Source organism: Pseudomonas sp. Tri1, from assembly GCF_017968885.1.
Classification (GTDB): domain Bacteria; phylum Pseudomonadota; class Gammaproteobacteria; order Pseudomonadales; family Pseudomonadaceae; genus Aquipseudomonas.
In genome coordinates, this window is sequence record NZ_CP072913.1 from 404164 (window position 1) to 431035 (window position 26872).

The 26872-nt window shown below is 61.7% G+C and carries 20 protein-coding genes and 1 pseudogene; 14 read left to right on the forward strand and 7 right to left on the reverse strand.

Going from position 1 to position 26872, the window contains the following annotated elements; genetic code table 11:
* The first annotated feature begins 103 nt into the window (after positions 1 to 103).
* From J9870_RS01785 to mdoH, 14 genes are all read left to right on the forward strand, one after another.
* Positions 104 to 1570 carry a cytosine permease gene (locus J9870_RS01785; protein ID WP_210642436.1) on the forward strand — a complete coding sequence of 489 codons (1467 nt, stop codon included), beginning with the start codon at positions 104 to 106 and terminating at the stop codon, positions 1568 to 1570.
* Between the two features lie 69 nt (positions 1571 to 1639).
* Positions 1640 to 2608, forward strand: coding sequence for an ABC transporter substrate-binding protein (locus tag J9870_RS01790; protein ID WP_210642437.1), 969 nt, complete (start codon positions 1640 to 1642; stop codon positions 2606 to 2608).
* Positions 2609 to 2678: 70 nt separating this feature from the next.
* Entirely contained in the window at positions 2679 to 3530 is an 852-nt protein-coding gene (locus J9870_RS01795; protein ID WP_003196893.1) for a proline/glycine betaine ABC transporter permease, read from the forward strand.
* Positions 3527 to 4357 carry a glycine betaine/L-proline ABC transporter ATP-binding protein gene (locus J9870_RS01800; protein WP_050586211.1) on the forward strand — a complete coding sequence of 277 codons (831 nt, stop codon included), beginning with the start codon at positions 3527 to 3529 and terminating at the stop codon, positions 4355 to 4357. The genes J9870_RS01795 and J9870_RS01800 overlap by 4 nt, the downstream gene beginning before the upstream one ends.
* Before the next feature lie 170 nt (positions 4358 to 4527).
* Positions 4528 to 6051 (forward strand): histidine ammonia-lyase, encoded by a 1524-nt coding sequence (gene hutH / locus J9870_RS01805; protein WP_210642438.1) that lies wholly within the window; start codon positions 4528 to 4530, stop codon positions 6049 to 6051.
* A 114-nt stretch (positions 6052 to 6165) separates the two neighbouring features.
* Positions 6166 to 7698: a histidine ammonia-lyase gene (gene hutH / locus J9870_RS01810; protein ID WP_210642439.1), complete on the forward strand. Its 1533-nt coding sequence runs from the start codon at positions 6166 to 6168 to the stop codon at positions 7696 to 7698.
* Between the two features lie 128 nt (positions 7699 to 7826).
* Positions 7827 to 9029, forward strand: coding sequence for an imidazolonepropionase (hutI, locus tag J9870_RS01815; protein ID WP_210642440.1), 1203 nt, complete (start codon positions 7827 to 7829; stop codon positions 9027 to 9029).
* A gap of 11 nt (positions 9030 to 9040) precedes the next feature.
* A complete protein-coding gene (gene hutG, locus J9870_RS01820) occupies positions 9041 to 9844 on the forward strand; it encodes an N-formylglutamate deformylase (protein ID WP_210642441.1) in 804 nt (267 codons plus the stop codon).
* A gap of 298 nt (positions 9845 to 10142) precedes the next feature.
* Positions 10143 to 11090 (forward strand): choline ABC transporter substrate-binding protein, encoded by a 948-nt coding sequence (locus J9870_RS01825; protein ID WP_210642442.1) that lies wholly within the window; start codon positions 10143 to 10145, stop codon positions 11088 to 11090.
* Between the two features lie 97 nt (positions 11091 to 11187).
* A complete protein-coding gene (locus J9870_RS01830) occupies positions 11188 to 12099 on the forward strand; it encodes an alpha/beta hydrolase (RefSeq protein WP_210642443.1) in 912 nt (303 codons plus the stop codon).
* 105 nt (positions 12100 to 12204) lie between these two features.
* On the forward strand, positions 12205 to 13176 hold the full coding sequence (pip, locus tag J9870_RS01835) for a prolyl aminopeptidase (RefSeq protein WP_210642444.1): 972 nt from the start codon (positions 12205 to 12207) through the stop codon (positions 13174 to 13176).
* The gene (gene dtd, locus J9870_RS01840) at positions 13173 to 13610 is read left to right on the forward strand and encodes a D-aminoacyl-tRNA deacylase (RefSeq protein WP_210642445.1); all 438 of its coding nucleotides are present in this window, start codon (positions 13173 to 13175) and stop codon (positions 13608 to 13610) included. Before pip ends, dtd begins: the two co-directional genes overlap by 4 nt.
* A 320-nt stretch (positions 13611 to 13930) precedes the next feature.
* Positions 13931 to 15706 carry a glucan biosynthesis protein G gene (locus J9870_RS01845; RefSeq protein WP_210642446.1) on the forward strand — a complete coding sequence of 592 codons (1776 nt, stop codon included), beginning with the start codon at positions 13931 to 13933 and terminating at the stop codon, positions 15704 to 15706.
* Positions 15699 to 18269, forward strand: a complete 2571-nt coding sequence (gene mdoH, locus J9870_RS01850) for a glucans biosynthesis glucosyltransferase MdoH (RefSeq protein WP_210642447.1) — start codon at positions 15699 to 15701, stop codon at positions 18267 to 18269. Before J9870_RS01845 ends, mdoH begins: the two co-directional genes overlap by 8 nt.
* A gap of 82 nt (positions 18270 to 18351) precedes the next feature.
* Here the strand turns inward: mdoH and J9870_RS01855 are convergent.
* The 7 genes and pseudogenes from J9870_RS01855 to tatB form a co-directional block, all read right to left on the reverse strand.
* Positions 18352 to 18543: pseudogene (locus J9870_RS01855) on the reverse strand (DUF6124 family protein); the annotation flags it as partial.
* Positions 18544 to 18699: 156 nt separating this feature from the next.
* The gene (locus J9870_RS01860) at positions 18700 to 20604 is read right to left on the reverse strand and encodes a methyl-accepting chemotaxis protein (protein ID WP_210642448.1); all 1905 of its coding nucleotides are present in this window, start codon (positions 20602 to 20604) and stop codon (positions 18700 to 18702) included.
* A gap of 215 nt (positions 20605 to 20819) precedes the next feature.
* Positions 20820 to 22736 (reverse strand): methyl-accepting chemotaxis protein, encoded by a 1917-nt coding sequence (locus J9870_RS01865; RefSeq protein WP_210642449.1) that lies wholly within the window; start codon positions 22734 to 22736, stop codon positions 20820 to 20822.
* Between the two features lie 200 nt (positions 22737 to 22936).
* On the reverse strand, positions 22937 to 24841 hold the full coding sequence (locus tag J9870_RS01870) for a methyl-accepting chemotaxis protein (protein WP_210642450.1): 1905 nt from the start codon (positions 24839 to 24841) through the stop codon (positions 22937 to 22939).
* Positions 24842 to 24954: 113 nt separating this feature from the next.
* Complete coding sequence (locus J9870_RS01875; protein ID WP_210642451.1) at positions 24955 to 25662, reverse strand: 16S rRNA (uracil(1498)-N(3))-methyltransferase; 708 nt, start codon at positions 25660 to 25662, stop codon at positions 24955 to 24957.
* Positions 25659 to 26453 (reverse strand): twin-arginine translocase subunit TatC, encoded by a 795-nt coding sequence (tatC, locus tag J9870_RS01880; RefSeq protein ID WP_210642452.1) that lies wholly within the window; start codon positions 26451 to 26453, stop codon positions 25659 to 25661. Before tatC ends, J9870_RS01875 begins: the two co-directional genes overlap by 4 nt.
* Positions 26450 to 26869 (reverse strand): Sec-independent protein translocase protein TatB, encoded by a 420-nt coding sequence (tatB, locus tag J9870_RS01885; protein WP_210642453.1) that lies wholly within the window; start codon positions 26867 to 26869, stop codon positions 26450 to 26452. Before tatB ends, tatC begins: the two co-directional genes overlap by 4 nt.
* Positions 26870 to 26872: the final 3 nt, after the last annotated feature.

Here is a 26872-nt window from a genome sequence, read left to right on the forward strand (position 1 = left end):
ATGAGGGCGTGTCAGTCGATGCAACAGGTACCGACCCACCGCCATCGCGAGCAAGCTCGCTCCCACAGGGATGAATTCCAGAGCAATCCACAGAGGTTGAACCATGGCTGTCAGTAGCACACGCGCAAGCAGCAAGCCGTTGATCGAGAAACGCTCGATCGACTACATCCCGGAAGTGGAGAGACACGGCCGGTTGTTGAGCCAGTTCACCCTCTGGATGGGTGCCAACCTGCAAATCACGGCCATTGTCACCGGCGCATTGGCGGTGGTGCTGGGTGGTGATGTGTTCTGGTCGTTGATCGGTTTGCTGATCGGCCAACTGCTCGGCGGCGGCGTCATGGCGTTGCATGCCGCGCAAGGGCCCAAGCTCGGCCTGCCGCAGATGATCTCCAGCCGGGTGCAGTTTGGTGTTTATGGCGCGGCCATTCCGATCGTGCTGGTGTGCCTGATGTACCTGGGTTTCACCGCAACCGGAACCGTGCTTTCCGGCCAGGCGCTGGGCCAGTTGTTTGGCGTCAGCGACAGTGTTGGCATCCTCATTTTCGCCAGTGTCATTGTGCTGGTCACGGTGCTCGGTTATCGGGTAATTCACTTCATTGGCCGTGTCGCCAGCGTCATTGGTGTGATTGCCTTTGTTTACCTGTTCGCCCGCCTGATGAGCCAGACGGACGTTGGCGTACTCCTGAACATCCGCCATTTCAGCTGGAGCAGTTTCCTGCTGGCGGTGTCGCTCGCGGCATCCTGGCAGATCGCCTTCGGCCCCTACGTGGCTGACTATTCGCGTTACCTGCCGAGCAAGACTTCCTCGGTGAAAACCTTTTTTGCCGCAGGCGCCGGCTCAGTCATCGGCGCGCAGGTGGCGATGATCCTCGGCGTGTTTGCTGCCGCCTCGGCCAATGGGCAGTTTGCGGGTCACGAAGTGGCCTACATCGTTGGCCTGGGTGGTACCGGTGCCACCGCCGCGCTGTTGTACTTCAGCATCGCGTTCGGCAAGGTCACCATTTCCACGCTGAACTCCTACGGCAGCTTCATGTGCATTGCGACCATCATCAGCGGTTTTCGTGGTCACCTGAACGTCACACGCTTGCAGCGTCTGGTCTTCGTGCTGGCCATCGTCGGCACCGCGACTCTGATCGCGCTGCTCGGCCAGCACTCGTTCCTCGGTGCGTTCAAGTCCTTCATCCTGTTCTTGCTGGCGTTCTTTACGCCTTGGAGCGCGATCAACCTGGTGGACTACTACTGCATCACTCGCGAGCGCTATGACGTGCCGGCACTGGCGGACCCGAACGGTCGCTACGGTCGTTGGAATGCCCTTGGTATCAGCGTCTATGTCTTCGGTGTACTGGTTCAACTGCCGTTCATTGCCACCAAGTTCTATACCGGTCCGTTGGTGGAAGCGATGGGGGGTGTGGATATTTCCTGGATCATCGGTCTGGTGGTCCCGGCGGGGCTGTATTACGTCGCCGCCAAGAAGTGGCATAGCGCTGTACCCGATCAATTGATCCTGCCGATCGAGCAGGACGCGGTTGACGCACAACCGAGCAGGGCGGGCCGCCTCCAAGCGGTCTGATGGGACGTTGACAGGGCTGGATGCCTCTTGACTGCCGTAAGCCAATTCACTGATTAGGAGCGTCACACAATGAAATCGAACAAGACCCTGCTGACCACGTTGCTTTCCATGGGCCTGCTGGCCAGCGCTGGCGCCACACAAGCGGCGGGTTGGTGCGAGTCGGGCAAACCGGTGAAGTTCGCCGGCCTGAACTGGGAAAGCGCCATGCTGCTGACCGACGTCCTGCAAGTGGTGCTGGAAAAAGGCTACGACTGCAAGACCGACAGCCTGCCAGGCAACTCCATCACCATGGAGAACGCCCTGAGCAGCAACGACATCCAGGTGTTTGCCGAGGAGTGGGTCGGCCGCAGCGAAGTCTGGAACAAGGCCGAGAAGGCCGGCAAGGTGGTCGGCGTAGGTGCGCCGGTGGTGGGCGCCATCGAAGGTTGGTATGTGCCGCGCTACGTGATTGAAGGCGACGCCAAGCGCAAGCTCCAAGCCAAGGCTCCAGGCCTGAAGAACATCGCTGACCTGGGCCAGTACGCCGCCGTGTTCAAGGACCCGGAAGAACCATCCAAGGGCCGTTTCTACAACTGCCCGGCCGGTTGGACCTGTGAGCTGGACAACAGCGAAATGCTGAAAAGCTATGGCCTGGAAAAAACCTACACCAACTTCCGCCCTGGCACCGGCCCGGCCTTGGATGCGGCGGTGCTGTCGAGCTACAAGCGTGGCGAGCCGATCCTGTTCTACTACTGGTCGCCGACGCCGCTGATGGGCCAGGTGGACCTGGTGAAACTGGAAGAAAAACCCGGCGTGGATAAAAGCGTGAGCATCAAGGTCGGCCTGTCCAAGACCTTCCACGACGAAGCTCCGGAACTGGTGGCAGTGCTGGAAAAGGTCAACCTGCCGATCGACATCCTGAACCAGAACCTCGGCCGTATGGCCAAGGAGCGGATCGAGTCGCCGAAACTGGCGAAGATCTTCCTGAAGGAACATCCTGAAGTCTGGCACGCCTGGGTCAGTGAAGACGCTGCCAAGAAAATCGACGCGGCTCTGTAGGTCGAATACCCCCGGCCAACCCTAGGGCTGGCCGGGACGTTCACTGCATCCACTTGATCGAGAGTCTCTTATGTTTCCCGAAAGCTTTACCTTCTCCATCGCCGACTGGGTCAACGGTTGGGTCGACTCCCTGGTGACCAACTATGGCGATGTGTTCCGGCACATCTCCGACACCTTGCTGTGGGCCATCGTCAACCTCGAAGGCCTGCTGCGCATGGCGCCCTGGTGGCTGATGCTGGCCATCGTTGGCGGCATTGCCTGGCATGCCACCCGCAAGGTCGTGGCCACGGCAGTGATCGTCGGCCTGCTGTTTCTGGTGGGCGCGGTGGGCCTGTGGGACAAACTGATGCAGACCCTCGCCCTGATGCTGGTGGCGACGCTGATCTCGGTATTGATCGGCATTCCGCTGGGCATTCTTTCGGCGCGCAGCAATCGCCTGCGTTCGGTGCTGATGCCATTGCTGGACATCATGCAGACCATGCCGAGTTTCGTGTACCTGATTCCGGTGTTGATGCTGTTTGGCCTGGGCAAGGTCCCGGCGATTTTCGCCACGGTGATCTACGCTGCGCCGCCACTGATTCGCTTGACCGACCTGGGCATCCGCCAGGTGGACGGCGAAGTCATGGAAGCCATCAACGCCTTCGGCGCCAACCGTTGGCAACAGCTGTTCGGCGTGCAACTGCCCCTGGCCCTGCCAAGCATCATGGCCGGGATCAACCAGACCACCATGATGGCCCTGTCGATGGTCGTCATCGCTTCGATGATCGGCGCCCGAGGCCTGGGTGAAGATGTGCTGGTTGGCATCCAGACCCTCAACGTCGGACGCGGCCTCGAAGCGGGGCTGGCAATCGTGATTCTCGCCGTGGTCATCGACCGCATTACCCAGGCCTATGGTCGTCCTCGGCATGAGGTGAGCAAATGAGCAACGCAGCCATCAGCAAGATCGAAGTCAAGAACGTCTTCAAGATTTTCGGCAATCGCTCCAAGGAAGCCCTGGAGCTGATCCGCCAAAACAAGACCAAGGACCAGGTACTGGCCGAAACCGGTTGCGTGGTCGGCGTGAACGACCTGTCGCTGAGTATCGGCACTGGCGAGATCTTCGTGATCATGGGCCTGTCCGGCTCCGGCAAGTCCACCCTGGTGCGGCACTTCAACCGGCTGATCGACCCCACCAGCGGCGCGATCCTGGTGGACGGTGAAGACATCCTGCAACTGGACATGGACGCCCTGCGCGAATTTCGCCGGCACAAGATCAGCATGGTGTTCCAGAGCTTCGGCCTGTTGCCCCACAAGAGCGTGCTGGACAACGTCGCCTATGGCTTGAAAGTGCGCGGCGAGAGCAAGCAGGTGTGCGCCGAGCGGGCGCTGCACTGGATCAACACCGTGGGCCTGAAGGGCTACGAGAACAAATACCCGCACCAGCTCTCCGGTGGCATGCGCCAGCGCGTGGGCCTGGCCCGCGCCTTGGCGGCGGACACCGACATCATCCTGATGGACGAGGCCTTCAGCGCCCTCGACCCGCTGATCCGCGCGGAAATGCAGGACCAGTTGCTGGAGCTGCAAAAGACCCTGCACAAGACCATCGTGTTCATCACCCACGACCTCGACGAGGCCGTGCGTATCGGCAACCGCATTGCGATTCTCAAGGACGGCAAGCTGATCCAGGTCGGCACACCCCGGGAGATCCTGCACTCGCCGGCGGATGAGTATGTCGATCGGTTTGTGCAGCGGCGTGCGGCGGTGGTTTGAGGAATTTGTGGTGGCTGGGCTGGCCCCATCGCGAGCAAGCTCGCTCCCACAATGGGATCTCTCCTGTTCACAAACTCTGTGTCCAAAGGAAATCCCTGTGGGAGCGAGCTTGCTCGCGATAGGGCCGGCAAAGCTGCATCAATGTTCAAGTTGTAAGCACGAGGTTGAAGATGTCCCAGGCTGAAAAAATCGTAATCGCCGATGCCCCGTTGCGTTGGCAGGATGTGGTCGCTGTCGCCCGCTTCGGTGCTGTGCTTGAGCTGTCGGCCCAGGCCTGGGCGCGGATCGACAATGCCCAGGCCATCGTCCAGCGCATCGTCGTAAGTGGCGAGCGGGCCTACGGCGTCAACACCGGCCTGGGGGCCTTGTGCAATGTCTCGCTCAAGGACGAACAACTCAGCCAACTGTCACGCAACACCCTGCTCAGCCATGCCTGTGGCGTGGGCACGCCGCTTTCCGATGAGCAAACCCGGGCGATTCTCTGCGCCGCCATCCTCAATTACAGCCACGGAAAATCCGGCATTCACCGCCGGGTGGTCGAAGCTTTGCTGGCGCTGCTCAATCGCGGGATCACGCCGCAAGTGCCGTCCCAGGGTTCGGTGGGTTACCTGACCCACATGGCCCATATCAGCATCGCGCTGCTGGGCGTTGGCAATGTCAGCTATCGTGGGCAAATAGTCCCGGCGCAACAGGCCCTGGCCGCAGAGGGCTTGCAACCGGTGCAACTGGGGGCCAAGGACGGTCTGTGCCTGGTCAACGGCACGCCGTGCATGACCGGCCTCAGTTGCCTGGCCCTGGCCGATGCAACGCGGCTGGTGCAATGGGCCGATGTGATCGGTGCCATGAGCTTCGAGGCCCAGCGCGGACAGATCGCCGCGTTCGATGCCGAGATCATCGCCCTCAAGCCGCACCCAGGCATGCAGCAGGTCGGGGTCAATTTGCGGGCCTTGCTCGACGGCAGTGAAGTCATCGCCTCGAGCCTGGGCATTCGCACTCAGGATGCCCTGAGCATCCGCTCGATCCCCCAAGTGCACGGTGCCGCTCGCGATCAGTTGGAGCATGCCCGTAAACAGATCGAAACCGAACTCAACGCCACCACCGATAACCCGCTGTTACTGGGTACGCCGGAAAACTTCCGGGTCATGTCCCAGGCCAACCCTCACGGCCAATCGGTGGCGTTGGCGGCGGACCTGCTGGCGATTGCCATGGCCGAGATCGGCTCCATCGCCGAGCGCCGCCTCGACCGCTTGATCAACCCCCACGTCAGTGGCCTGCCGGCCTTTCTGGTGGCCAACCCTGGCGTGAATTCGGGGATGATGATCGTGCAGTATGTCGCCGCTTCGCTGTGCGCGGAAAATCGCCAACTGGCGCAACCGGCGGTGCTCGACAATTTCGTCACTTCAGGGCTGCAGGAAGATCACTTGAGCATGGGCACCAACGCCGCCCTGAAGCTGCATCGAGCGCTGGAAAACTGCACGCAGATCCTCGCCATTGAATACTTGCTGGCGGCCCAGGCCTTTGAATTTCTCAAGGCGCAGCACTTCGGTGCTGGCACCGATATCGCCTGGAAACTGCTGCGTGAGCGCGTTCCGGCCTACGACCAGGACCGCTGGCTGGCGCCGGACATCGCCAGCGCCGCCGCGCTGCTTAAAGACCCAACCGTGTTGCACAACGCTTTACCGAATTTGAATTGATCGAAAACCGCCAGCGTGCCAAGGCATCCATCGCCCAAAAGGCGAGGGTGACGGATAACGGAACATTCCGGAGCGACCGGCGGGTGAAAACAAAACTCTCAAAAGGAGCAATACATGACTGCCTTAAACCTGATTCCCGGCCAACTGAGCCTTGCTCAATTGCGTGACATCTATCAGCAACCCGTGACCCTGAGCCTCGACGCCAGCGCCTCGGCGCAGATCGAGGCCAGTGTCGCCTGCGTTGAGCAGATCCTTGCCGAGAACCGCACTGCCTACGGCATCAACACCGGTTTTGGCTTGTTGGCCTCGACCCGCATCGCCAGCGAAGACCTGGAAAACCTGCAGCGCTCCCTGGTGCTGTCCCATGCCGCCGGTGTGGGCGAGCCGATCAGTGATGCGTTGGTCCGGCTGGTCATGGTGCTCAAGGTCAACAGCCTGAGCCGGGGTTTTTCCGGGATCCGCCGGCAGGTGATCGATGCGCTGATCGCGCTGATCAATGCCGAGGTCTATCCGCATATTCCGCTCAAAGGTTCGGTCGGTGCTTCTGGTGACCTGGCACCGCTGGCGCACATGTCCCTGGTGCTGCTGGGCGAGGGTAAGGCTCGTTACAAGGGCGAATGGCTGCCGGCTGTCGAGGCGCTGAAAGTCGCCGGCCTGGCGCCGCTGACGCTGGCGGCGAAAGAAGGCCTGGCGCTGCTCAACGGCACCCAGGTGTCCACCGCGTTTGCCCTGCGTGGCCTGTTCGAGGGCGAAGACCTGTTCGCCGGTGCCCTGGCCCTGGGCAGCCTGACAGTGGAAGCGGTGCTCGGCTCGCGCTCGCCGTTCGATGCGCGCATCCATGCCGCTCGCGGCCAGAGGGGCCAGATCGATGTCGCGGCGGCGTACCGTGATCTGCTGGGCGAGCGCAGTGAAGTTTCCGATTCACACCAGAACTGCGACAAGGTCCAGGACCCCTACTCCCTGCGCTGCCAGCCGCAAGTGATGGGCGCCTGCCTGACCCAGTTCCGCCAGGCCGCCGAAGTGCTGGTGATCGAGGCCAATGCGGTGTCGGATAACCCGCTGGTGTTCGCCGCCGAGGGCGACGTGATTTCCGGCGGCAACTTCCACGCCGAACCGGTGGCGATGGCGGCCGACAACATGGCCTTGGCGATTGCCGAAATCGGCTCCCTGAGCGAGCGCCGTATTTCGTTGATGATGGACAAGCACATGTCGCAACTGCCGCCGTTCCTGGTGGCCAACGGCGGGGTGAACTCCGGCTTCATGATTGCCCAGGTTACCGCGGCTGCCCTGGCCAGCGAAAACAAGGCCCTGTCCCATCCCCATTCGGTGGACAGCCTGCCGACCTCGGCCAACCAGGAAGACCACGTTTCCATGGCCCCGGCCGCCGGCAAGCGTTTGTGGGAAATGGCCGAGAACACCCGTGGAATTCTGGCGGTGGAATGGCTGGCGGCATGCCAGGGGCTGGACCTGCGTGGCGGTTTGAAGACCTCCGCGAAGCTGGAACAGGCCCGCGCGCTCTTGCGTGCAGACGTACCGTTTTATGAGAAGGACCGGTTCTTTGCGCCGGACATCAATGCGGCCAGTGAACTGTTGGCCAGTCGTTGCTTGAACGAGCTGGTCACAGCGCAATTGCTGCCGAGCCTGTAAGGGCCTCATCGCGAGCAAGCTCGCTCCCACAGGGGATCGGTGTCGAACCCCATTTGGGGTACGCCCCTGATCCCTGTGGGAGCGAGCCTGCTCGCGAATCGATTTTGAATGAGACGAGGAGACTCGGGATGAAAACCCTCTGGCAAAACTGCCACGCCGCCACCATGGCCCAGGGCGTCTACTCGATCATCGAAGACGCCGCCATCGTTACCCTGGGCGAGCACATTCAATGGATCGGCCCGCGCGCGGAGCTGCCCGCCGGAGACTACCCGGCGGTTACGGACCTCAAGGGCGCCTGGGTCACTCCGGGGCTGATCGACTGCCACACCCACACGGTGTTTGGTGGCAACCGCAGCGGTGAGTTCGAACAGCGTCTGCAAGGCGTCAGCTACGCCGAGATCGCGGCGGCCGGCGGTGGCATCGCCAGCACCGTGCGTGCCACTCGCGCCGCCAGTGAAGACGAGCTGTTCGCCAGCGCCGCCAAACGCCTGCAAAGCCTGATGCGCGACGGCGTGACCACGGTGGAAATCAAGTCCGGCTACGGCCTGGACCTGGCCAGCGAACGCAAAATCCTGCGCGTCATCCGTCGCCTTGGCGCCGAACTGCCGGTCAGCGTTCGCAGCACCTGTCTGGCGGCCCACGCCTTGCCACCGGAATACAAAGATCAGGCCGATGATTACATTGAGCACATCTGCACCGAGATGCTGCCAGCGCTGGCGGCCGAAGGGCTGGTGGATGCGGTGGATGCCTTTTGCGAATACCTGGCGTTTTCCCCGGCACAAGTCGAGCGGGTGTTTATCACTGCTCAACAACTGGGGCTGCCAGTGAAGCTGCACGCCGAGCAATTGTCGTCCCTGCACGGTTCAAGCCTGGCGGCGCGTTACCAGGCGCTGTCGGCCGATCACCTGGAATTCATGACCGAGGACGATGCCAGGGCCATGGCCGAGTCCGGCACGGTGGCGGTGCTGCTGCCAGGGGCGTTTTATTTCCTGCGCGAAACCCAACTGCCGCCCATGGACGCCCTGCGCAAGCACGGCGTGAAGATCGCCGTGGCCAGCGATCTCAACCCTGGCACCTCGCCGGCGCTGTCGCTGCGCTTGATGTTGAACATGGCCTGCACGTGCTTTCGGATGACCCCCGAAGAAGCCCTGGCCGGGGCGACTATTCATGCCGCCCAGGCCTTGGGTATGGCGGACACCCACGGTTCGCTGGAAGCCGGCAAAGTGGCGGATTTTGTCGCCTGGCACATCGACCGTCCGGCTGACCTGGCGTACTGGCTCGGTGGCGAACTGGAAAAACGCGTCGTGCGTCACGGCGTTGAAATCGATTGAGGAGAACGGCTGTGGAGAAGGTCCTGAATTTCAAGCAAGGGCGCGTGCCGCTGTTGATCAGCATGCCCCATGCCGGCCTGCGTCTGACCCCGGCGGTAGAGGCCGGGTTGATCCCCGAGGCCCAGAGCCTGCCGGACACCGACTGGCATATTCCCCGGCTCTACGAGTTCGCTGCCGAATTGGGCGCCAGCACCCTGGCCGCTGAGTACTCTCGGTTCGTCATCGACCTGAATCGTCCTTCCGACGACAAGCCGATGTACGTCGGCGCCACCACTGGCTTGTACCCGGCGACGCTGTTCGATGGCGTGCCGTTGTTTCGCCAAGGGCTGGAGCCGTCGGCCGAGGAACGGGCGGCTTATTTGCAGCAGGTCTGGACGCCGTACCATCAGGCCTTGCAACAGGAACTGGCGCGGCTCAAGGCTGAGTTCGGCTATGCCTTGTTGTTCGATGCTCATTCGATCCGTTCGGTGATCCCGCACCTGTTCGACGGCAAGCTGCCGGATTTCAACCTGGGTACCTTCAACGGCGCCAGCTGCGACCCGGCGCTGGCCAGCCAGCTCGAAGCCATCTGCGCCCGCCATGGCGAATTCACCCATGTGCTCAACGGGCGTTTCAAGGGTGGACACATCACCCGACACTACGGCAACCCGGCCGAGCACATCCACGCGGTGCAACTGGAGCTGTGCCAGAGCACCTACATGGAAGAGTTCGAACCGTTCAACTACCGTGCGGATTTGGCGGAACCGACCCAGGTCGTGCTCATGCAATTGCTGGAAGGTTTGCTGGCGTGGGGGCGGCAGACGTACAAGAAATAAAGGCTTACGCGATTCTTCTGTGGCGAGGGGAGTCATCTGTGGGAGCAAAGCTTGCTCGCTATACAGGCGCCTCGGTTTCAGGGAAACGGCGGTGTCTTCAGCGCGGGCATGCCTTGCTCCCACAGATCCTCTCGCTACAGGTTTGTTTTGTTCTTGAGCCTCGGGCGGGAACGGTCGCCACTGTGCAAAACCGAGTCGCCACAGTTCACCTTCAGCCCCTCGGCGCTGCGTAATGTTCCGGTCACGGTGCAGCAAGACACCGACCTACAATAATCCGCTGCCGCACGAGACCTTCCCGATGAAAAGACTGTTCAAACGCTGTCTGTCGATCCTCTGCGGTACCGCCATCTTGAGCAGCGGGGCGATGGCTGCCGAGCCGGCGTCCTGCCAGGCCGTGCGCATGGGCGTGGTCAACTGGACCGACGTGATCGCCACCAGCGGCATGGCCGATGTACTGCTCACGGGCCTGGGCTACGAAAGCAAGCAGACCAGTGCCGTGCAACAGATCATCTTCGCCGGCATCCGCGACAAGCGCCTCGATATCTTCCTGGGCTACTGGAAACCGGCGATGGACAAGAACATCGCCCCGTTCCTGGCGGCCAACCAGGTGAAGGTGTTGGATAAGCCGAGTCTGTCTGATGCCCAGGCCACGCTGGCGGTGCCGGACTATGTGGCCGCCGCAGGGCTCAAGACTTTCGCCGACATCGCCCGATTCAAGGATCAACTGGGCGGCAAGATCTACGGCATCGAGCCGGGCAGTGGTGCCAACACCACCATCAAGACCATGATCGAAACCAACCACTTCGGCCTCAAGGACTTCAAGCTGATCGAATCCGGCGAGGCGGGCATGCTCGCCGCGGTGCAACGGGCGGTGAATCGCAAGGAGTTCGTGGTGTTCGTTGGCTGGACCCCGCACCCGATGAATATCAACATGAACATCACCTACCTGACCGGCAGTGAAGACGTCTACGGCCCGAACGAGGGCGCCGCAACTGTCTCCACCGTGACCGCGCCGGACTACGCCCAGCGGTGTCCGAACGTGAACCGTTTGCTGGAGAACCTGAGCTTCACTGCCGCCCAGGAAAGCCAGTTGATGGTGCCGATCATGGAGCGCAAGACCCCCCAGGACGTGGCCCGGCAATGGTTGCGTGATCATCCTGAGGACCTTCAGCGCTGGCTGGCCGGTGTCACCAGCTTCGACGGCAAGGATGGCGTGGCGGCGGTGCAGGCCAGTCTAAAGAACTGACCCAATTTTCTGGACACTGATAACTCCTGTGGCGAGGGGATAAATCCCCTCGCCACAGGTTGCACTTCGTCCAAGGACATATCTGGTTGTCACTCCTATGGCTTACCCACTCTCCCAGGCGATGTCAGCCTTCATCGACAAAACCCTGAGCTTCAACACCTCGGACAACAGCCTTGCCGGCTCGCGTCAGGCCTACGCTCAAATGTGCCGGGCGTTCACCCCGCCGCGCCCGGAGGCGTTGGCGGTCGAGGATTTCGAGTTGGCTGGCGTGGCCGTACGGGCCTATCACCCCAAGATCGCTGCGCCGGCCGAAGGCTGGCCGTGCATGCTCTACCTGCACGGAGGCGGTTGGGTGGTGGGGGACCTGGACTCCCATGACTTCATCTGCATGGAGCTGGCCACCACCCTTGGCGTGCTGGTCGTGGCGGTGGATTATCGGCTGGCCCCGGAGCATCCGTTTCCTGCGGGGTTCGAAGATTGCCTCGCGGTGTGGCGCGATCTGACGAGCGCCCCCTTTGCCATCGACCCTCACCGTCGGCTGGTGGCCGGTGACAGCGCCGGGGGTAACCTTGCCGCTGCGTTATGCCTGGCCTTGCGCGATGCCGGGCATGCGTTGCCCCAGGCCCAGGTGCTGATTTATCCGGCCCTCGGTGGCCCGGCGCATCTGCCTTCGCGGCACGAGTGTGCCGATGCACCGTTGCTGAGCCGCCGCGATCTGGAGAGTTATCACGCTCTCTACCTGAACGACGCTCAACCGTCTGCCCAGGCCATGCCGTTGCTCGCCGATGACCTGAGCGGCCTGCCGCCGGCGCTGATCATCGTGGCGCAATGGGATCCGCTGCGCGACGACGGCGTCCTTTATAGCGAGCGGCTGAACGCCGCAGGGGTGGACGCTGTGCTGTATGTCGGCGGAGGACTGGTTCACGGTTGTCTACGTGGCCGGGGCCAGGTGCCAGAGGTCGATCAGATGTATCGCACTCTGCTGGCGTACCTGGCTGACACGCTTTGACTGCGCAGGGGGCATGCTCATTAAGGTAATTCGGGTTTATGATGCCGGACGGCAGACTAAATAGAAGTCCCTACAGGGATGACTCGACCCCTTACGGAGCGCTCAATGCAGACTTTGTACCCGCAGATCAAACCCCATGCCCGGCACGATCTGGCTGTCGATGACACCCACACGCTCTACGTCGATGAAAGCGGCTCCCCCGAAGGCCTGCCGGTGGTGTTCATCCACGGCGGCCCGGGAGCGGGTTGCGATGCGCAGAGCCGTCGCTACTTCGATCCGAACCTCTATCGCATCGTCACCTTCGATCAGCGGGGTTGTGGTCGTTCCACGCCTCATGCCAGCCTCGAGAACAACACCACCTGGGATCTGGTCGAAGACCTGGAGCGCATTCGCAAGCACCTGGGCATCGAAAAGTGGGTGCTGTTTGGTGGCTCCTGGGGCTCGACCCTGGCCCTGGCCTACGCCCAGACCCATCCGGAGCGGGTACACGGGATGATTCTGCGTGGGATCTTTCTCTGCCGTCCGCAGGAAATCGAGTGGTTCTATCAGGCCGGTGCAAGCCGCCTGTTTCCCGACTACTGGCAGGACTACATCGCACCGATCCCGCTGGACGAACGCGACGACCTGCTCAGCGCCTTCCACAAGCGCCTGACCGGCAATGACCAGATCGCCCAGATGCACGCGGCCAAGGCCTGGTCCACATGGGAGGGGCGTACCGCGACCCTGCGCCCGAATCCGCTGGTGGTCGATCGCTTCTCCGAGCCGCAGCGTGCGCTGTCGATCGCCCGGATCGAATGCCATTACTTCACCAACAACGCCTTCCTCGAACCCAACCAGCTGATTCGGGATATGGGCAAGATCGCCCATTTGCCGGGCGTCATCGTGCATGGCCGTTACGACGTGATCTGCCCGCTGGACAATGCCTGGGAACTGCACCAGAACTGGCCCAACAGCGAATTGCAGGTGATCCGCGACGCCGGTCACGCAGCTTCCGAGCCGGGCATCACCGATGCGCTGGTGCGTGCCGCTGCGCAAATGGCCCGACGCTTGCTAGACCTGCCGCCCGAAGAAGCATGAAGGGGTTGTTGCAACGGGTTCGCGGCGCCCGGGTCGAAGTTGCAGGCGAGATCGTTGGCGCGGTAGACCAGGGCTTGCTGGTGCTGGTGGCCGTCGAGCCCGGGGATACCCGGGCCAGCGCCGACAAACTCCTGCATAAGCTGCTTAACTATCGGGTATTCAGTGACGCCGACGGCAAGATGAACCTGTCCTTGGCAGACGTCGGCGGCGGTTTGTTGCTGGTGTCGCAGTTCACCCTGGCAGCGGACACCAAAAGTGGCTTGCGCCCGAGCTTTTCGACGGCCGCGCCTCCGTTGCTGGGAGAAGAATTGTTCAACTATTTGCTCAGCCAAGCGAAACAGGTGCATGGCACTGTGGCATCAGGTAGATTCGGCGCCGACATGCAAGTGCATCTGGTCAACGATGGTCCGGTAACCTTTCTGTTACAGGTCTGAAAGTGTCTGAAACATCTTTTCGGGTCTGTTTCGAGGCTAAACGGGGAGTTTTCTCGATAAATACTTTGCTATCCCTGATGCGTTGTCACGCGGCCTACTAGATAATCGCGCGCTACGGGGGATCAGCGTTCGCTGGTCCATTTGACTTAGGTAGAGACTTGTCCTGGTCCGTTTGGGGAATCATTTTCTCCCACCGGAGTCGGAACAATGCTCGCCAACTTGGCAAGAGTGGTCCGCGGGGGTGGTTTTTCAATGCCGATACCCTGCAGATACTTTATCTGGCCGTTGGTTTTTTGATCTGTTTTCGGCGAGGGTTGCTCGTGATTGTTAGTCCCTGTAATGCACAAAAGATGTCTGCCAAACGGTTTAGAAACGCTCTGGTAGCGGGCTCGGCCCTGTTGTGCCTGTTCGGCGCGGGCCAACTGTGGGCATTCAGCCTGGATGATGTATCGGCGAAGGCTCAAGAACTGGCCGGGCAAAAATTCGAAGCCCCGCGCAGCAATCTGCCGAACGAATTCCGCGAAATGAAATTCGCTGACTATCAAAAAATCCGTTTCCGCACCGAAAAAGCCGAATGGGCCGACCAGAAGACCCCGTTCAGGCTGTCCTTCTATCACCAGGGGATGCATTTCGACACCCCGGTGAAAATCAACGAAATCACCGCGACCACCGTCGAAGAGATCAAGTACGACCCGTCGCGCTTCGATTTCGGTGACGTGAAGTTCGACCCCAAGGCCACCGAACAGTTGGGCTATGCGGGTTTCCGTGTGCTGTACCCGATCAACAAGGCCGACAAGCAAGACGAAATCATGACCATGCTGGGCGCGAGCTACTTCCGCGTCATTGGCAAGGGTCAGACTTACGGCTTGTCCGCCCGCGGCATGGCCATCGACACCGCCTTGCCATCCGGTGAGGAATTCCCGCGCTTTCGCGAATTCTGGATCCAGCGCCCGAAACCGACCGACAAGCACCTGGTGATCTTCGCCCTGCTGGATTCGCCGCGGGCAACTGGCGCCTATCGCCTGACCTTGCGCCCGGGCACCGACACCATCGTAGACGTGAAATCGCGCATGTTCCTGCGTGACCGCGTGACCAAGCTGGGCGTTGCCCCGCTTACAAGCATGTTCCTGTTCGGCGCCAACCAACCGTCCAAAGTGCTGAACTACCGTCGCGAACTGCACGATTCCAGTGGCCTGTCGATCCACGCCGGTAACGGCGAGTGGATCTGGCGCCCGCTGAACAACCCGAAACACCTGGCCGTGAGCAACTTCTCGGTAGAAAACCCGCGTGGTTTCGGCCTGCTGCAACGGGGTCGTGACTTCAGCCACTACGAAGACCTGGACGACCGCTACGAAAAACGTCCAAGCGCCTGGATCGAACCGAAGGGCGATTGGGGCAAGGGCTCTGTCGACCTGGTGGAAATTCCGACCGCCGACGAGACCAACGACAACATCGTAGCGTTCTGGAGCCCGGAAAAACTGCCGGAGCCAGGCCAGCCGCTGGACTTCTCCTACCGTCTGCATTGGACCCTCGACGAAGCCAACCTGCATTCGCCGGACAGCGCCTGGGTCAAGCAGACCCTGCGTTCCACCGGGGACGTGAAGCAATCCAACCTGATCCGTCAACCGGACGGGAGCGTCGCCTACCTGGTGGATTTCGAAGGTCCGTCCCTGCAAGCCCTGCCGGAAAACGCCGACGTGCGTAGCCAGGTGAGCGTCGGCGACAACGCCGAGATCGTCGAGAACAGCGTGCGCTACAACCCTGAAACCAAGGGCTGGCGCTTGACGTTGCGCATGAAGATCAAAGACCCGGGCAAGGCGACCGAGATGCGCGCCGCGCTGGTCCGGCCGCTTGTTCCGGTCGAGGAACCTGCCGCGTCGCATTCGGTGACCACCCTGGCCAAGGCCGACAAGATCGCCAAGCAACAGAACGAGAAAGAGAAAGAAAAAGAGCAAGGAACAGAGAAGGAAAAAGAAGCCAAGGCCGTCAAGGCGGCGTCCGCCGCTGTTGAGGCGACCCCAACCCCGCAGGAACCGGAACAGACTGAGCAAGTCCTGACCGAGACCTGGAGCTATCAGTTGCCTGCCGATGAGTAATACTTCAGTACAGCCAGAGTCTCTCAGCGAGTATCTGGCACATTTGCCCATGACCGACGAGCAGCGCGCCGAGCTGGCGGGCTGCTCGTCTTTCAGCGAATTGCACGAACGCTTGTCGTCTTCGACCTTCGATGCACCTGCCGAGGCGGCACAAGCCTCGGTGGGCCGTCGCCTGACCCTGAGCACCGCCGAGGAGCTCGAGGACGCCGAGATGCTGTCGGTCGACGCCAGCGGTCGCGTGCGCCTGAAGGCTACGCCACCGATTCGTCGGACCAAGGTCGTGCCGGAACCGTGGCGTACCAATATCCTGGTGCGTGGCTGGCGCCGCCTGACCGGCCGCACCAACCCGCCGAAGCCGCCCAAGGATGAGCGTGTGCTGCCCCATGCGCGCTGGCGTACCGTGGGGTCGACCCGCCGCTACATCCTGCTGATATTGATGCTCGGCCAGACCATCGTGGCTGGCTGGTACATGAAAGGCATCATGCCCTACCAGGGCTGGTCGTTCGTGGACCTGGAAGAAGTCCTGCACCAACCGCTGTTGCAGACCGCCACGCAAGTGCTGCCGTATGCGCTGCAAACCAGCATCCTGATTCTGTTCGGGATCCTGTTCTGCTGGGTGTCGGCAGGTTTCTGGACGGCGCTGATGGGCTTCCTCGAATTGCTCACCGGTCACGACAAGTACCGGATCTCCGGCGCCAGTGCCGGCAACGAGCCGATTCCCAAGGACGCCCGCACCGCGCTGGTGATGCCGATCTGCAACGAGGACGTGCCGCGGGTGTTCGCCGGTTTGCGCGCGACCTTCGAGTCGGTGGCCGCCACCGGTGACCTGGATCGTTTCGACTTCTTCGTGCTCAGCGACAGTAACGAAAGCGATATCTGCGTGGCCGAACAACAGGCCTGGCTGGATGTCTGCCGTGAAGCCGGGGGTTTCGGCAAGATCTTCTATCGCCGTCGTCGCCGCCGCGTGAAGCGCAAGAGCGGCAACCTCGACGACTTCTGCCGTCGTTGGGGCAGCGATTACAAGTACATGGTCGTGCTCGACGCTGACAGCGTCATGAGCGGGACGTGCCTGACCAGCCTGGTGCGCTTGATGGAAGCCACGCCTGACGCCGGCATCATCCAGACTGCGCCGCGCGCGTCAGGCATGGACACGCTGTATGCGCGCATGCAGCAGTTCGCTACGCGGGTGTACGGTCCGCTGTTCACCGCCGGCCTGCACTTCTGGCAGTTGGGTGAATCCCACTACTGGGGCCACAACGCGATCATCCGCATGAAGCCGTTCATCGAGCACTGCGCCCTGGCGCCGTTGCCCGGTAAAGGCGCGTTCGCCGGTGCCATCCTGTCCCACGACTTCGTCGAAGCCGCGCTGATGCGTCGTGCCGGCTGGGGCGTGTGGATTGCCTATGACCTGCCGGGCAGCTACGAAGAACTGCCGCCGAACCTGCTGGACGAACTCAAGCGTGACCGTCGCTGGTGCCACGGCAACCTGATGAACTTCCGGCTGTTCCTGGTCAAGGGCATGCACCCGGTGCACCGTGCGGTGTTCCTGACCGGTGTGATGTCCTATCTGTCGGCACCCCTGTGGTTCTTCTTCCTGGTACTGTCCACTGCGTTGTTGGCGGTGAACACGCTGATGGAGCCGCAGTACTTCCTCGAACCGCGCCAGCTCTATCCGTTGTGGCCACAATGGCACCCTGAAAAAGCCATCGCGCTGTTCTCGACCACTATCGTGCTGCTGTTCCTGCCCAAGTTGCTGAGCATCGTGCTGATCTGGGCCAAGGGTGCGAAGGAGTTCGGTGGCAAGTTCAAGGTGACGTTGTCGATGCTGCTGGAGATGCTGTTCTCCATGCTGCTGGCGCCGGTACGGATGATTTTCCACACCCGTTTCGTGCTCGCCGCGTTCCTGGGCTGGGCTGCGACCTGGAACTCGCCACAACGTGACGACGACTCCACGCCATGGAGCGAAGCGGTCAAGCGCCACGGCCCGCAAACCCTGCTGGGCTTCTTCTGGGCCCTGCTGGTGATCTGGCTGAACCCGAGCTTCCTGTGGTGGTTGGTGCCGATTGTCGGTTCGCTGATGCTGTCGATCCCGGTATCGGTGATTTCCAGCCGTGTTGGCTTGGGCTTGAAGTCCCGTGATGAAAGCCTGTTCCTGATTCCTGAGGAATACGCACCGCCACAGGAACTGTTGTCGACGGACCAGTACACCCATGAAAACCGTTGGCACGCGCTGAAAGACGGTTTCATCCGGGCGGTGGTCGATCCGCAACAGAACGCCTTGGCCTACGCGCTGGCTACCTCGCGTCATGGCCAGGCCGAGCCAATTGAATGGCTGCGGGTCGAGCGTGTTCGTCACGCCCTGAAGGCTGGCCCGTCCGGGCTCAGCAACAGCGAGCGACTGGCGCTGTTGAGCGACCCGGTGGCTTTGTCCCGTCTGCATGAGCAGGTCTGGAGCGAGGCTCATCCCGAGTGGCTGGCGGCGTGGCGCGAATCGGTCAAGGCCGATCCCCATGCACCGTTGCTACCGCTTCAGCCGGTGAGCGCACAGCCTCAAGTGGCCTGATACGCAAAAAGCCCCGCTTCTGAAAGGAAGCGGGGCTTTTTGTTGGGTGCAATTTGAGTTTTGAACAGCGCCCGTGGCAAGGTCAGGATTGTGTATTGACGTTGTCCAGGGCTCGGTTTGCCAACATGCCACTCAGCTCGATCAGTTGCAGGATGCCAAGGGCAACGTGGCGCCGCGAGCCTTTCAGGTCGAACGCAAGGTCGCTGATCATGGCGTCGGCTGAGGCCAGGTTTTCGCTGAGGTTGACCAGCAGGCTTTCGGTGTCGATGCCGTCGGCCCAGTCGAAAGTAACCAAAGCGCTTCTCAAAAGTGAGCCGCCGTCAGGGCGGAACCCTAAGTAGCCGTTACCTAAATAACGGATATACACACAAAGGGCGGCTGCGCCACCCAGCGGGAGCAAGCTCCCTCGCCACGGGTTTGCGTAGGCCCACTAGACCCGGAACCGCCCCACCAACGTCTGCAAATGCACCCCCAACCGCGCCAGTTCAGCGCTCGAAGCGGCAGTCTCTTCGCTGGACGACGCCGTTTGCTCCGACACATCACGTACATTCAGCACACTGCGGTTGATTTCTTCGGCCACCGCACTCTGCTGCTCGGCGGCGGCGGCGATCTGCTGGTTCATCGACTGGATCGACGAGACCGTGCGGGTGATGTTTTCCAGCGAGCCACCGGCGCGGCGGGTCAGCTCGACGCTGCTGTCGGTCAGGTTGCGGCTGTTGTCCAGGGTGGTGGCGACCTGTTCCGTGCCCGATTGCAGACCCAGGATCAGCTCTTCGATTTCTTCGGTGGACTTCTGGGTACGTTGGGCCAGGCTGCGAACCTCGTCGGCCACCACCGCAAAACCACGTCCGGCTTCACCGGCCCGGGCGGCCTCGATGGCGGCGTTGAGGGCCAGCAGGTTGGTTTGCTGGGCGACGGATTTGATCACGTCCAGCACACTGCCGATCTTGTCGCTTTCTCGCTTCAGATCGCCCATGGCGGTGGTGGAGTTACCGACTTCGAGTGCCAGGCGTTCGATCTGGGCAATCGCTTCTCCTACCACCTTGTCGCCTTCGCGCGCCTGGGAATCGGCAGCGGCTGCGGCCTCGGAGGCTTCTTCGGCATTGCGGGCCACTTCCTGCACCGTGGCGGTCATTTCGTGCATGGCGGTGGCGACCTGGTCGGTTTCCACTTTCTGGCTGTTGACCCCGGCACTGGTCTGTTCGGTAACGGCCGAGAGCTGCTCGGCGGCGCTGGCGATTTGCGTGACGCCTTCGCTGATGCCGCCGATCAATTGCCGCAGGCCCACGGTCATGCTCTGCATGGCGCGCTGTAGCTGGCCCAGTTCGTCGCGGCGGTCAGAGGTCAGGTTGTGGGTCAAGTCGCCCGCCGCCACGCGTTCGGCGATCGTGAGGGTCTGGCCCAGAGGGCCGACGATCTGTCGGGTGATGACCAGGGCTGCGATGACGCCAAACAGCAGCGCGAGAATAGCGGCCACTACCAGCACGGTCTTGGCCTCGGCTGCGTCGCGGTCGCGAACGGCGGTTTGGGAGACGGTCAGTTTTTGGCTGGCGTCGATCAATACGTCGCCTTGCGCTGCCATGCGCTGGAGTGCAGCGGCGTTGTCGATCTGGGAGTCGCGGAACTGGCTGACCGCTGTGCGATAGACATTGATCGAGTCGTTGGCCTGTTGCAGGTTGGCGGCATGTTCCTCGGGCAATTGCTCCGGCAAGCGTGCGAGAAGTTTGAGGACATTGTCGATGGCCTCAAGGGCCGGTTGCTGGGCTTCGCTCTTGCCGCTATAGGTGTAGCCGCGAACTTGATAGCGCGCTTGCTGGACCGCCTTGCTCAGTGTCACAACGCTGTTGAACTGGGCGACGCTGTCGCCTTGCAGCAACGATTTCTCCACTTCAGCGACGCGGGCCACAGCGTTGTCTGCACTGGCGCCGAGCTTGCTACGGGCATCTTCGCGGCTGGCGGTAGCGCGGGTCATCTCGGCGAAGGCGTTTTTGTACTCGGCAACGGCGGCCAGTTGTTTATCGATCAGGGCTACATCGGCCGGTTGCTCGATCAGTTGGCGGGCGGTCTTCAGCCCGGCTTCGAGTTTTCCGATCAGGTCGTTGACTTGCTGCGGACCCTTCTCGCCCCGTGAGGTGTCGTAGTCCATGCGTGCCAGGCGCAAGTCCTTGGTCAGATCGTTCAGGCTGGCAATGAACCCCAGTTTGTCGCCACGGCTGATCACGTTACCCAGGCTGCTCCAGCCGGTGAAGGCGATCATCACGGTCAGGAACAGCACCAGGCCGAAGCCGAAACCCAATTTGCGATTGACGCTTACGTTACCCAGCCATCGGAACATGCCGTTACTCCCTGCAGCGTTGATTTTATATGCTGGGAGCTATATCGACCGGTAGGAAGGGTTCTGTAGAGAACAGGAGTCAGTTACTTCTCTGAATGAGAGTGCTTGCTTGCGTTCGGCTGCAAAGCGGTCGTCAGTTCGAGCACGGTGGGTGCTCGCTTCGCGCCCGGAGGGAGCAAGCTCCCTCGCCTTGGGTTCTATGCCTGCCCCGTTGGTTAGACCTTGAAGCGTCCCACCAGTGTCTGCAAATGAACGCCCAGCCGTGCCAGTTCGGCACTGGAGGCGGCGGTTTCCTCGCTGGAAGCGGCGGTTTGTTCGGACACATCGCGCACGTTCACGACGCTGCGGTTGATCTCTTCGGCCACGGCGCTCTGCTGCTCGGCCGCGGCGGCGATCTGCTGATTCATCGATTGGATTGCCGAGACGGTGCGGGTGATGTTTTCCAGTGAGCCGCCGGCGCGTCGGGTCAGTTCGACGCTGCTGTCGGTCAGGTTGCGGCTGTTGTCCAGGGTGGTCGCGACCTGTTCGGTGCCCGATTGCAGGCCCAGGATCAGTTCCTCGATCTCTTCAGTGGACTTCTGGGTGCGCTGGGCCAGGCTGCGCACCTCGTCGGCCACCACCGCAAAACCACGCCCGGCCTCACCGGCCCGGGCCGCTTCGATGGCGGCGTTGAGGGCCAGCAGGTTGGTTTGCTGGGCCACGGATTTGATCACGTCCAGCACGCTACCGATTTTGTCGCTCTCGCGTTTGAGATGACCCATGGCTTCGGTGGAGTTGCCCACTTCCTTGGACAGGCGTTCGATCTGGGCGATGGCTTCGCCGACCACTTTTTCGCCTTCGCGAGCTTGTTGGTCAGCGGCAACGGCTGCTTCGGAGGCTTCCTCGGCATTGCGCGCCACTTCCTGCACTGTGGCGGTCATTTCGTGCATGGCTGTGGCGACCTGATCGGTTTCCACTTTCTGGCTGTTGACCCCGGCGCTGGTCTGTTCGGTAACGGTCGAGAGCTGTTCGGCGGCGCTGGCGATTTGCGTGACGCCGTCGCTGATGCCGCTGATCAGTTGCCGCAGGCTGATCACCATGCGCTGCAGGCTGCCTTGCAACTGGCCCATGTCGTCACGGCGGGTGACCACCAGGTTTTGACTCAAGTCGCCGGAGGCGACACGTTCGAGGGCAACCAGGGTTTGCTGCAGTGGAGCGACGATCTGCCGGGTAATGATCCATGCGGCCAGCAGGCCAAACGCTAACGCCAGGATGGTGACGATGATCAGCGTTTCTTTTGCTTGGGCCGTCTCCTGGTCGCGTTTCTCGATTTGCGAGGTAGTCAATTGATTGTTCAGTTCATTCAACCGGGCGTCGTGATCCACCATTTTCTTGAGAGCCGAGGCGCTGGCCACCTGTGAATCGCGGAACTGGCTGACAGCAGCACGATAGGCTTTCATCGATTCACTGGCTTGTTGCAGGTCGGCGGTGTGTTGTTCCGGCAGTTTGCCCGGTAGGCTTTCAAGGTTTTTCAAGACGTTTTCGATGGCGTCCAGCGCTGGTTGCTCAGCTTCCGCCTTGCCGCTGTAGGTGTAGCCGCGGACCTGGTAGCGCGCTTGCTGGAGCAGTTTGCTCAGCTCCACCACACTGTTGAATTGCGGGACGCTGTCGCCTTGGCGCAAGGCATTTTCGACTTCTGTCACCTTGGCCACGGCGTTGTCGGCGTTGGCGCCAAGCTTGGAGCGGGCCGATTCGCGGTTCTGCGTCGCCTGGGTCAGGTCGGCAAAGGCACGTTTGTACTCATCGAGGATAGCCAGTTGCTGATTGAGCAATTCCTGGTCTGCCGGGCGCACAAACCGTTTGAGGGCAGCTTGTATGCTCTCCTGGAGCTTGCCCAGGAACTCGCTGACGGTAGCCGGCCCTTGTTCGCCGCGGCGCATCTCATAGTCGAGGCTGGCGACGCGCAAATCCTTGGCCAACTCATTGAGGCTGGAGATGGAAGCCTGTTTATCGGCACGGCTGATTACGCTGCTCAGGCTGTTCCAACCTGCGAAGGTGCTCAGGAGGGTCATAAGCAGGACCAGGCCGAAGCCGAAACCTAGCTTGCGGTTGACACTTACGTTTCCCAGCTTTTCGGTTAGCCAACTGAACATGCCGATACTCCTTCGAACCTTTTATAGGTCTTATGAGAAGAGTATCGACCATGTCACGGGGATCTGTAGAAAATAGGTGGGGGCATTGCTGCGGTGAGGGCGCTCGGCTGCGAGCGCTCGTCAGTCCAAGCGAGGTGGGTGGCCGCTCGCGCCCAGCGGGCGCAGAGCCCTCTCCATGGGGTGTATGCCTGCCCTTGAGGTTAGACCTTGAAGCGTCCTACCAGTGTCTGCAAGTGAACGCCCAGCCGCGCCAGTTCGGCACTGGAGGCGGCGGTTTCCTCGCTGGAAGCGGCGGTCTGTTCGGAGATATCGCGCACGTTCACGACGCTGCGGTTGATCTCTTCGGCCACGGCGCTCTGCTGCTCGGCTGCGGCGGCGATCTGCTGATTCATCGATTGGATTGCCGAGACAGTACGGGTGATGTTTTCCAGTGAGCCGCCGGCGCGCCGGGTCAGTTCGACGCTGCTGTCGGTCAGGTTGCGGCTGTTGTCCAGGGTGGTCGCGACCTGTTCGGTGCCCGATTGCAGGCTGCCGATCAGCGCTTCGATTTCTTCGGTGGACTTCTGGGTTCGCTGGGCCAGGCCACGAACCTCGTCGGCCACCACCGCAAAACCACGTCCGGCGTCACCGGCCCGAGCCGCCTCGATGGCGGCGTTGAGGGCCAGCAGGTTGGTTTGCTGGGCGACGGATTTGATCACGTCCAGCACTCTGCCGATCTTGTCACTCTCGCGTTTGAGATGACCCATGGCTTCGGTGGAGTTGCCCACTTCCTTGGACAGGCGTTCGATCTGGGCGATGGCTTCACCCACCACTTTTTCGCCTTCGCGAGCCTGCTGGTCCGCGGCGACCGCTGCTTCGGAGGCTTGCTCGGCATTGCGCGCCACTTCCTGCACCGTGGCGGTCATTTCGTGCATGGCGGTGGCGACCTGATCGGTTTCCACTTTCTGGCTGTTGACCCCGGCGCTGGTCTGTTCGGTAACGGCCGAGAGCTGTTCGGCGGCGCTGGCGATTTGTGTGACGCTGTCGCTGATACCGCCGATCAATTGGCGCAGACCCACGGTCATGCTCTGCATGGCACGTTGCAGTTGGCCCAGTTCGTCGCGGCGCTCGGAGCTGAGGTTGTGGGTCAAGTCACCTGCCGCCACGCGCTCGGCGACCTTGAGGGTCTGCTCCAGCGGGCTGACGATCTGCCGGGTAATGGCCATGGCTGCGATCACCCCGAGCAACAGGGCCAGCGCGGCGGCTGAAACCAGGAGCATTTTGGCTTTGTCGGCATCATGGTCGCGCACGACTGTTTGAGACAGGGTGAGGTCTCTACTGGCCCCGCGTAGCACAATTCCCAAGTCGGACATGCGCTGGATAGCGGCAGCGCTGGCGGTCTGGGCTTCACGGAACTGGCTGACTGCAGCACGATAGGTCTTGAACGACTCGTTGGCCTGTTGCAGATTGACGGCGTGTTCATCGGGCAGTTGGGCCGGCAGGCTGCCGAGGATTTTCAACGCGTTATCGATGGCATCCAGGGCCGGTTGTTCGGCGTCGGCCTGACCGCTGTAGGTATAGCCGCGAACCTGATAGCGGGCTTGCTGGATTGCCTTGCCCAGGCTTACCACACTGTCGAGTTGAGTAGCGTTGCCGCCTTGCCGTATGGCGTTTTCAACGCTGGCGACGCGGGCCACGGCATTATCCGCGCTGGCGCCCAATTTTCCGCGCGCACCCTCACGACTGGCAATGGCACGGGTCAACTCGGCGAAGGCAACCTTGTAGTCGGCGACAGCGGCCAGTTGTTTGTCGATGAGTGCTACATCGGCAGGCTGCTCGACCGGTTGACGGGCGGTCTGGAGCCCGGGCTCCAATTTGCCGATCAGATCGTTGATTTCCCCCGGACCTTTTTCACCGCGGGTCGAGTAATAGTCCATGCGTGCAGAGCGCAGGTCCTTGGTCAGGTCGTTCAGGCTGGCGATGAGCCCCAGCGTATCGCCGCGGGCAATCACGCTACCCAGGCCGGTCCATCCGGTGAAGGCGATCATCAAGGTTAAGAGCAGTACCAGACCGAAACCGAAGCCGAGTTTGCGATTGACGCCTACGTTACCTAGCCATTGGAACATGCTGATACTCCCTTGGAGGGCGAAACTGCTTTGTATAAAGCACTATCGGCCCATCAGGGGGGAACTGGAGAAATGAGCTAAATGAGCTTGGACACTGTGGCAAGCCACGGGGATCAGAACAACCGTGCGAGCAGGGCGGTGACCGCGGTCTCGACCCGCAGGATCCGCTCGCCCAATTGCACCGGTTGCAGGCCGGCCTTGGCCAGCAGGTCGATCTCGTAGGGAATCCAGCCGCCCTCCGGGCCGATCGCCAAGGTCACCGGCTCTGCCAGCGCACGCGGGCAGGGCGGGTAGTTGCCGGGATGACCGACCAGGCCCAAGGTGCCGTCGGTAATGGCCGGCAGGCGGTCTTCAACGAAGGGTTTGAAGCGTTTTTCGATGATGATTTCCGGCAGCACGCTGTCCCGGGCTTGTTCCAGGCCCAGGATCAGTTGCTCGCGAATGGCCTCGGGCTCGAGGAACGGCGTCTGCCAGAAGCTCTTTTCCACGCGATAGCTGTTGACCAGCACTACGCGCGGCACGCCCATGGTGGCGATGGTCTGGAACACCCGCCGGAGCATTTTCGGACGCGGCAGGGCCAGCACCAGGGTCAGCGGCAACTTGGCCGGTGCAGGCTGGTCGAGGGTCACTTGCAGTTCCGCCTCGCGGGCTTCCAGGCGCAGCACCTGGGCCGTGCCCATCAACCCGCCGATGCGCCCGACCCGCAGACTGTCACCGACGGCGCTGCGATGGACTTCCTGCATGTGGGTCAACCGGCGATCGCTCAGGATCACGCGGTCCGGCCCGATGAAATCGGCCTCTTCGAGCAGCAGCAGGTTCACGCTTGGGTCGCTGGCGGCTGGTCGTTATGGTCGTCGGCCGGCTGTTCGTGCGGCTCTTCACTGCGTTTGCGTACCAGGGCGCCGAACAGGATGCCGATCTCGAACAATAGCCACATCGGCACGGCCAGCAGGGTCTGGGAGAAGATGTCTGGCGGTGTCAGGATCATGCCGACCACGAAGCAGCCGATGATCACGTAGGGGCGGATCTTCTTCAGGTAGGCAACGTCAACCACGCCGATCCACACCAGCAGCACCACCGCCACGGGGATTTCGAACGCCACGCCGAAGGCGAAGAACAGCGTCATGACGAAATCCAGGTAACTGGTGATGTCGGTCATCATCTCCACGCCTGCCGGTGTAGCGGCGGCGAAGAACTTGAAGATCAGCGGGAATACGAAGAAATAAGCGAAGGCCATGCCGGTGTAGAACAGCAGGATGCTGGACACCAGTAGCGGCACGGCGATGCGTTTTTCATGCTTGTACAGGCCCGGTGCGATGAAGCCCCAGATCTGGTGCAGGATCACCGGGATCGCCAGGAACAGCGAGACCATCATGGTCAGCTTCAGAGGTGTCAGGAACGGCGATGACACGTCGGTGGCGATCATCGTCGCACCCACCGGCAGGTACTGGCGCAGCGGTGTGGAGACGAAGGTGTAGATCTGCTGGGTGAAGGAAAACAGCCCGGCGAAGATGATGAAAACCGCCGCGACGCAACGCAACAGGCGGGTGCGCAACTCGGTCAGGTGCGATACCAGCGGCATCGGCTGGTCGTTCTCGGGGATATCGCTCATGGGGCTCGCGGCGGCAAAGTAGGGTCGTTAGGCACTTCCGGCGTTGTCGCCGTCGGGGCGGGTTGCACCGGTTTGGCAGGCTCGGTCACCACGGGCGCCGAGTCATCCACCGAGGCCTGTGGCGCAATTGTCGGTTCGGCCACAGGTTGTACCGGCGTCGGTTCCTGCTGGGTCGGCGTGAAGATTTTCCGCGCCTCCTGCTCCAGGGACAGAATGTGTTCGTTGTGAAGTTGCCGACGAATCTCGTCGGCCCCGATTTCACGTTCAACTTCCTGTTTGATCGCGTTGAAGCTGCGCTTCAGTCGCCCGATCCAGAGACCGGCGGTGCGCGCAGCCCCCGGCAGACGCTCGGGGCCCAGCACCAGCAGGGCGACGAGGCCGACGAGCAGCAGTTCAGTGAAGCTGATCCCAAACATTAG